The organism is Pseudomonas sp. UBA7500 (assembly GCF_002478435.1).
In the GTDB taxonomy this organism is placed as follows: Bacteria; Pseudomonadota; Gammaproteobacteria; order Pseudomonadales; family Pseudomonadaceae; genus Aquipseudomonas; species Aquipseudomonas palmensis.
The window spans coordinates 303,433-309,804 of sequence record NZ_DLNW01000028.1; the positions used below are offsets into that span (position 1 = coordinate 303,433).

The 6,372-nt window shown below is 57.2% G+C and carries 5 protein-coding genes, 5 tRNA genes and 1 pseudogene; 10 read left to right on the top strand and 1 reads right to left on the bottom strand.

Annotation, left to right across the window (positions count from 1 at the left end; translation table 11 throughout):
- Positions 1–63: 63 nt before the first annotated feature.
- The 7 genes and pseudogenes from B4I46_RS14595 (at position 64) to mgtE (ending at position 4,153) form a co-directional block, all read left to right on the top strand.
- Positions 64–1,299, top strand: a complete 1,236-nt coding sequence (locus B4I46_RS14595) for an aspartate kinase (RefSeq protein ID WP_043860296.1) — start codon at positions 64–66, stop codon at positions 1,297–1,299.
- Between the two features lie 182 nt (positions 1,300–1,481).
- Positions 1,482–1,670 carry a carbon storage regulator CsrA gene (gene csrA / locus B4I46_RS14600; protein WP_010226667.1) on the top strand — a complete coding sequence of 63 codons (189 nt, stop codon included), beginning with the start codon at positions 1,482–1,484 and terminating at the stop codon, positions 1,668–1,670.
- Positions 1,671–1,742: 72 nt separating this feature from the next.
- A tRNA-Ser gene (locus tag B4I46_RS14605) sits at positions 1,743–1,833 on the top strand.
- A 108-nt stretch (positions 1,834–1,941) separates the two neighbouring features.
- A tRNA-Arg gene (locus tag B4I46_RS14610) sits at positions 1,942–2,018 on the top strand.
- A 77-nt stretch (positions 2,019–2,095) separates the two neighbouring features.
- Positions 2,096–2,172 (top strand) — tRNA-Arg (locus B4I46_RS14615).
- Between the two features lie 77 nt (positions 2,173–2,249).
- A tRNA-Arg gene (locus B4I46_RS14620) sits at positions 2,250–2,326 on the top strand.
- Between the two features lie 383 nt (positions 2,327–2,709).
- Positions 2,710–4,153: pseudogene (gene mgtE, locus B4I46_RS14625) on the top strand (magnesium transporter).
- Between the two features lie 56 nt (positions 4,154–4,209).
- Here mgtE and B4I46_RS14630 read toward each other — a convergent pair.
- Positions 4,210–4,536, bottom strand: coding sequence for an Arc family DNA-binding protein (locus B4I46_RS14630; protein WP_003254499.1), 327 nt, complete (start codon positions 4,534–4,536; stop codon positions 4,210–4,212).
- A 344-nt stretch (positions 4,537–4,880) separates the two neighbouring features.
- Here B4I46_RS14630 and phnN point away from each other — a divergent pair, with 344 nt between their 5' ends.
- The 3 genes from phnN (at position 4,881) to B4I46_RS14645 (ending at position 6,314) form a co-directional block, all read left to right on the top strand.
- Positions 4,881–5,471: a phosphonate metabolism protein/1,5-bisphosphokinase (PRPP-forming) PhnN gene (phnN, locus tag B4I46_RS14635; RefSeq protein ID WP_054916582.1), complete on the top strand. Its 591-nt coding sequence runs from the start codon at positions 4,881–4,883 to the stop codon at positions 5,469–5,471.
- 109 nt (positions 5,472–5,580) lie between these two features.
- Positions 5,581–5,657: transfer RNA gene (locus B4I46_RS14640), tRNA-Arg, on the top strand.
- A 228-nt stretch (positions 5,658–5,885) separates the two neighbouring features.
- Entirely contained in the window at positions 5,886–6,314 is a 429-nt protein-coding gene (locus B4I46_RS14645; protein WP_286900710.1) for a GNAT family N-acetyltransferase, read from the top strand.
- The last annotated feature ends 58 nt before the right edge of the window (positions 6,315–6,372 follow it).

The window sequence follows — 6,372 nt, forward strand, 5'->3', positions numbered from 1 at the left end:
CGGGCCCTGGCGTTGGGTAATTGTGTTTATTGGGTGCCCTTCACGGGCTGAGGCGGCTTTGAAATGGCGTTGATCGTACAGAAATTTGGCGGCACCTCGGTGGGCACGGTCGAGCGCATCGAACAGGTTGCCGACAAGGTGAAGAAGTTCCGCGAGGCTGGCGACGACCTGGTGGTCGTGCTGTCGGCAATGAGCGGGGAAACCAATCGTCTGATCGAGCTGGCGAGGCAAATCAGCGATCAGCCGGTTCCGCGCGAGCTGGACGTGATCGTGTCCACCGGCGAGCAGGTGACCATCGCGTTGCTGGCCATGGCGCTGATCAAGCGGGGTGTGCCTGCGGTGTCCTACACCGGCAACCAGGTGCGTATTCTCACCGACAGTGCGCACAACAAGGCGCGCATCCTGCAGATTGATGATCAGAAGATTCGTGCCGACCTCAAGGCAGGTCGCGTGGTCGTGGTAGCCGGTTTCCAGGGCGTTGACGAGCACGGCAGCATCACCACGCTGGGGCGTGGCGGTTCCGATACCACCGGCGTGGCCTTGGCGGCTGCATTGAAGGCTGACGAGTGCCAGATCTACACCGACGTCGATGGTGTCTATACCACCGACCCGCGCGTGGTGTCCCAGGCGCAGCGGCTGGACAAGATCACTTTCGAAGAGATGCTGGAAATGGCCAGCCTCGGGTCCAAGGTGCTGCAGATTCGGGCCGTGGAGTTTGCCGGCAAGTACAACGTACCGCTGCGTGTACTGCACAGTTTTCAGGAGGGTCCGGGTACCCTCATTACTATTGATGAAGAGGAATCCATGGAACAGCCGATCATTTCCGGCATCGCCTTCAATCGCGATGAAGCCAAGCTGACCATTCGCGGTGTGCCGGATACCCCGGGCGTGGCATTCGGGATTCTGGGCCCCATCAGTGCAGCCAATATCGAAGTCGACATGATCGTGCAGAACGTTTCGCACGATAACACTACCGACTTCACCTTCACCGTACACCGCAACGATTACGAAAAGGCCCAGAAGGTACTGGGTGAAACCGCCCTGAAGCTCAATGCCCGCGAAGTGGTGGGTGATACCAAGATCGCCAAGGTATCGATCGTGGGTGTGGGCATGCGCTCGCATGCGGGCGTTGCCAGCCGCATGTTCGAATCGCTGGCCAAGGAGAGCATCAACATCCAGATGATCTCCACTTCGGAAATCAAGGTGTCGGTGGTTATCGAAGAGAAGTACCTGGAACTGGCTGTGCGTGCCTTGCACACCGCTTTCGAACTCGACGCGCCTTCCCGTCAGGGCGAGTAAGCGTTGTGCTCACTGGGGCGCGGCCTGGCCGCGCCCTTCGTGTTTTTGAACGGCACAAGAAACCTGTGGGTTGTCGGGTGTCGGTCAACGTTCAGGCGTAGGTCCGCCGCTGTTCTGGCGGCGGGTTGAAGCCCTTTTTTGCAGACTGTTATCCCTGAACTGAATTGCGTGAGGAGAAAGGTATGTTGATTCTGACTCGTCGGTGCGCAGAGAGCCTGATAATTGGCGACGGCGAAATCACCGTGACCGTGCTCGGCGTCAAAGGAAACCAGGTACGGATTGGGGTGAACGCGCCCAAGGAAGTGGCCGTGCACCGTGAGGAAATCTACCTGCGGATCAAGAAAGAGAAGGACGAAGAACCAACCCATTAATTTTTATCGATATTTTTTCAAAAAAGGGTTTGCAAACGGGGAAGGCTCTGGTTATTATACGCCCCGTGTTGCGGAGAGGTGGCCGAGTGGCCGAAGGCGCTCCCCTGCTAAGGGAGTATACCTCACAAGGGTATCGGGGGTTCGAATCCCCCCTTCTCCGCCATTATTCATGTAGGGCGCTGTAATCTTGCTTGAATCGCTAAGTAGTTGAAATTAAACGAAAAAGTGGTTGGCAAATCGATTAAGCGGTCTATAATGCGCGGCAACAAATGCACTCGTAGCTCAGCTGGATAGAGTACTCGGCTACGAACCGAGCGGTCACAGGTTCGAATCCTGTCGAGTGCACCATACGACGAAGTAGTTTCCAGTCTGGAAGTTGCCTCAGTTTCAACCAGAGGTGATCTGGTCCATCAAGTACCAACCCTGCACTCGTAGCTCAGCTGGATAGAGTACTCGGCTACGAACCGAGCGGTCACAGGTTCGAATCCTGTCGAGTGCACCATACGACGAAGCAGTTTCCAGTCTGGAAGTTGTTTCAGCTTCAACCAGAGGTGATCTGGTCTATCAAGCGCCAACCCTGCACTCGTAGCTCAGCTGGATAGAGTACTCGGCTACGAACCGAGCGGTCACAGGTTCGAATCCTGTCGAGTGCACCATACAACAGAAGGCCCGCTTTTTGAGCGGGCCTTCTGCTTTTCGGCTTTTCACTTTTCCGTAAGGCGCGATGAATAAACTGTCATCGATGCGTTTACCGGCCTCTGCTAACTTTTGCGTCTTCAATGTGTTCTTTGGGGTGTGCCAGCCGTCGCACTGTCAGAGCTGGACGTTGTCACAGCTTTATCTCGCAAGCGATTGTTCTGGCCAATATTTTCAGCCCGAGCAGCCCAAGCCGTGTATGATTGCGCCCGTCAGCTCCGCCGGGGCTTGTGGAATACCACCATGGACTTACCCAGTAGTTACTCAATAGCTTGTTTTGCCAATCACGATCTGACTGATTGATTCTCCTGGCGTGCTCCGCTGCTGGGAGTGGAGTACGCGTATGACCGAAAGTGAAGTAAAAAAATCGCAAGAAAGCCTGCAGGATCGCCTGGCCCAGGTGGTCGAATTGCTGCAGCGCCAACGAGTGGTCGAAGACCTGACACATCGTCAGGAAGGGCACCATAACGATCGGGTCGAAAATCTCGTACACCGCCAGAATCTGGTCGAGCTGCAACGCAAGCTCGATGATCTGCACTCCGCTGACGTTGCCTACATTCTCGAAGCCCTGCCGCTGGATGATCGTCTGACGGTCTGGCAACTGGTCAAGGCCGAGCGTGATGGTGACATCCTGCTCGAGGTATCCGATTCGGTTCGGGAAACCCTGATCGCCGACATGGACGATCACGAGCTGCTTGCCGCTGCCAAGGAGATGGACGCCGACGAGCTGGCCGACCTTGCGCCGGAGCTGCCGCGCGACGTCGTGCATGAGCTGATGGAAACCCTCGATGCCCAGCAGCGTGAGCGCGTACGCTCCGCGTTGAGCTATGACGAGGACCAGGTCGGTGCCTTGATGGACTTCGAGATGGTGACCATCCGCGAGGACGTCAGCCTTGAGGTGGTGTTGCGTTACCTGCGCCGGCTCAAGGAACTGCCAAGCCATACCGACAAACTGTTCGTGGTCGATTACGACGGCAAGCTCAAGGGTGTGCTGCCCATCAAGCGGCTGCTGGTGAACGACCCCGACAAGCAGGTTGCCGAGGTCATGGCCAGTGACCCGGTGAGTTTTCATCCCGATGAAGACGCCTACGATGCGGCACAGGCCTTTGAGCGCTATGACCTGATTTCGGCACCGGTGGTGGACAAGAGCGATCGCCTGATCGGCCGTTTGACCATCGACGAAATGGTCGACCTGATCCGTGAGGAAAGCGAGAACGAAGTCCTCAACATGGCGGGTCTGCGTGAGGAGGAAGACATCTTCGCCTCGGTCTGGCGTTCGCTTCGCAACCGTTGGGCATGGCTGGCAATCAACCTGATCACGGCCTTTGTCGCTTCGCGAGTGATCGGCCTGTTCGAGGGGTCGATCGAGAAGCTGGTGGCGTTGGCTGCACTGATGCCCATCGTGGCCGGTATCGGGGGCAACTCCGGCAACCAGACCATTACCATGATCGTACGTGCCATGGCGCTCGATCAGGTCAGCCCGGGCAATACTGCGCGATTGATGCGCAAGGAGCTTGCGGTGGCCTTGATCAATGGCCTGGTGTGGGGGGGGCGTGATCGGCGTTGTGGCCTACCTGCTCTATGGCAGCTGGTCGCTGGGGGTAGTGATGACTGCGGCGATGACCCTGAACCTGCTGTTGGCGGCCCTGATGGGCGTTCTTATCCCGATGACGCTTGCTCGAATGGGGCGCGATCCTGCGATGGGCGCAAGTGTGATGATCACTGCCATGACCGACAGTGGCGGGTTCTTCATCTTCCTGGGCCTTGCTACGATCTTCTTGCTGTAAAAAGGCAAGGCATAAAAAAAGCCAGCGAAAGCTGGCTTTTTTGTGCGTGGGTGGAATCAGGAAGCGTCTGCGGCCATCTCGACGTCATGGGCGATCAGTGCGACCAGAGCATTTTGCTGGCGATGGGACAGCTGGCGGAAGCGTTGCAGCAGTTCACGTTCGTGCAGTGACAGCTCTGGGCTGTCCAGGCGCATGCTCAGCTCGTCGCCCAGTGCACCTTCCTGAATAAGGCTCTGCTCCAGGCGTGCAATGATCTCGGAGTTCATGCTGCGGTGGTGGTTACGCGCAACCTCGGCAATGCGCTCACGCATTCCGTCTGGCAGGCGGACGACAAATTTGTCAGCGGTGCGGCTTGAGTAGATAGCCTGTTTCATTGGGCGCATATAATTGACCGGTTTAGTTCAGGGGGAAGCGGTTCTCGAAATCGGCCGCACGATGAGTGTTACGACCATCGTTAAGACAAAATGTTCAACCTGGAGTACGAATGAGGTCTTCATCATGCCTCAGTGTCGCCAGTTCCTTGGCGTCAATTCTGTGACAAATATTGAACTGGGTAAAGGCGTTATGCCAGTACCAATTATCAGAAATGCGCACTGGTTTGAAAAGTTTTCATTTGGCGCTCGGCCTGGCCACCTCGGCGGCTCGACTTTTCATCACCGGCAAAGGCGCAAAGACCGTGCAATGCGCCTAAAATGCGCGAGCTTTCCTTTCTCTGAGCATAGTGGCTATGCAGTATGACGCAAGCGACGTTCCCTTGGCGGGGGCGGGCAGGGTGATCTATTTGATGGGGCCGTCCGGTGCCGGCAAGGACAGTCTTCTGGATGCGGCGCGTGAGCTTTTGCTGGCAAGCCATGTGCGCATTCCTAAGCGTGTCATCACTCGCTCCGCCGAGGCGGTGGGGGAGGACGCAGTCGCCGTATCGGTCCAGCAGTTCGAGCAGATGGCTGACCGTGGCGAATTTGCCCTGCAGTGGCGCGCCAATGGGTTGGCTTATGGGGTTCCTGCTTATATAGATGCGTGGCTTGCCGAAGGCTGGCACGTGATGGTCAACGGGTCGCGCGCGCACCTGCCGGTGGCGCAGGCGAAGTACCCGGACCTGTTGCCCATATTGCTTTGTGTGAATCCGCAGGTATTGCGCGGGCGATTGCTTCAACGGGGCAGGGAGGGGCAGCACGAGATCGAGCAGCGAATGGCGCGCAACCAGCAGTCCATGACGCAGGTTGATGATCGGGTCCGGCGGGTGGACAACTCGACCAGTCTTGACGATGCAGTGCGCCGCCTGCTGATGGTTTTGCAAGAGGCAGGCGTACGTGCCTGAGGCTGGAAACCACCTACTGGTAAAAAGCGCAGAGACGACATGACAAATCCTGGCTCGCTGGGTAACATGCTCGCCGTTCCGTATGGCGGGCCATGTACGCCAGACGCACGTCTCAGTAGCTCAATTGGATAGAGCATCCCCCTCCTAAGGGGAAGGTTGCAGGTTCGAACCCTGCCTGGGACACCATCCTTCGTTCGAGGGCTGGCTGCTTCCTGCGCTTTACCTTCTCTTCTTCTGCTCCATCCATCCCTCCTCGTTTCTGCGCATGATTCGCTACCTTGGCTGACGTTCGTGCTGCCCCCTGGCGAGCCTCCTTCTACCTGTGAACCCGAATTCCGATTTAACATCCGGTGCGAGCCGGCGCCTGCAGGCTCGCAGCGTACTCATGTAGTCCAATGCCGCACAGGAGAGCTTATGACAGATGCCCCTTACCGATTCACCCTGGGCGCTGACGCCGATGCCATGGCAGTGGTGCGTGAAGGGCTGCGCCGCTTCAACATCGAACAGATCGGCCCTTACACCTATGAAGATTTCCAGCTGTATGCCCGCGATGGCGGGGGCCAGGTGAGAGGTGGGCTGTTCGGTCATTTCGCAATGGGCTGGCTCTATATCGACTACTTCTGGTTGAGCGATGCCGCACGCGGTCATGGGTTGGGCAGCGAACTGCTGATGCGAGCCGAAGAGGAGGCGCAGGCGCGGGGCTGCACCGGTTTGTTTCTTTATACCTATAGCTTCCAGGCCCCTGACTTCTACCAGAAGCAGGGATACCACATCATGGGGATGCTGGAGGATTGCCCGCCTGGTTATCAGCGCTACTACCTGAAAAAGACGCTTCAGTCTTGAAATGCTCATGCTGACCTATGTGTCGAGGTTATTTTGAAATTAGCCCTTGACGCACGAT

What these genes read in the sequence shown, in the direction of transcription:
- B4I46_RS14630 (WP_003254499.1), bottom strand. Translation starts at nt 4,536, where the DNA reads ATGCGCCCAATGAAACAGGCTATCTACTCAAGCCGCACCGCTGACAAA.
- B4I46_RS14645 (WP_286900710.1), top strand. Translation starts at nt 5,886, where the DNA reads ATGACAGATGCCCCTTACCGATTCACCCTGGGCGCTGACGCCGATGCC.
- phnN (WP_054916582.1), top strand. Translation starts at nt 4,881, where the DNA reads ATGCAGTATGACGCAAGCGACGTTCCCTTGGCGGGGGCGGGCAGGGTG.
- csrA (WP_010226667.1), top strand. Translation starts at nt 1,482, where the DNA reads ATGTTGATTCTGACTCGTCGGTGCGCAGAGAGCCTGATAATTGGCGAC.
- B4I46_RS14595 (WP_043860296.1), top strand. Translation starts at nt 64, where the DNA reads ATGGCGTTGATCGTACAGAAATTTGGCGGCACCTCGGTGGGCACGGTC.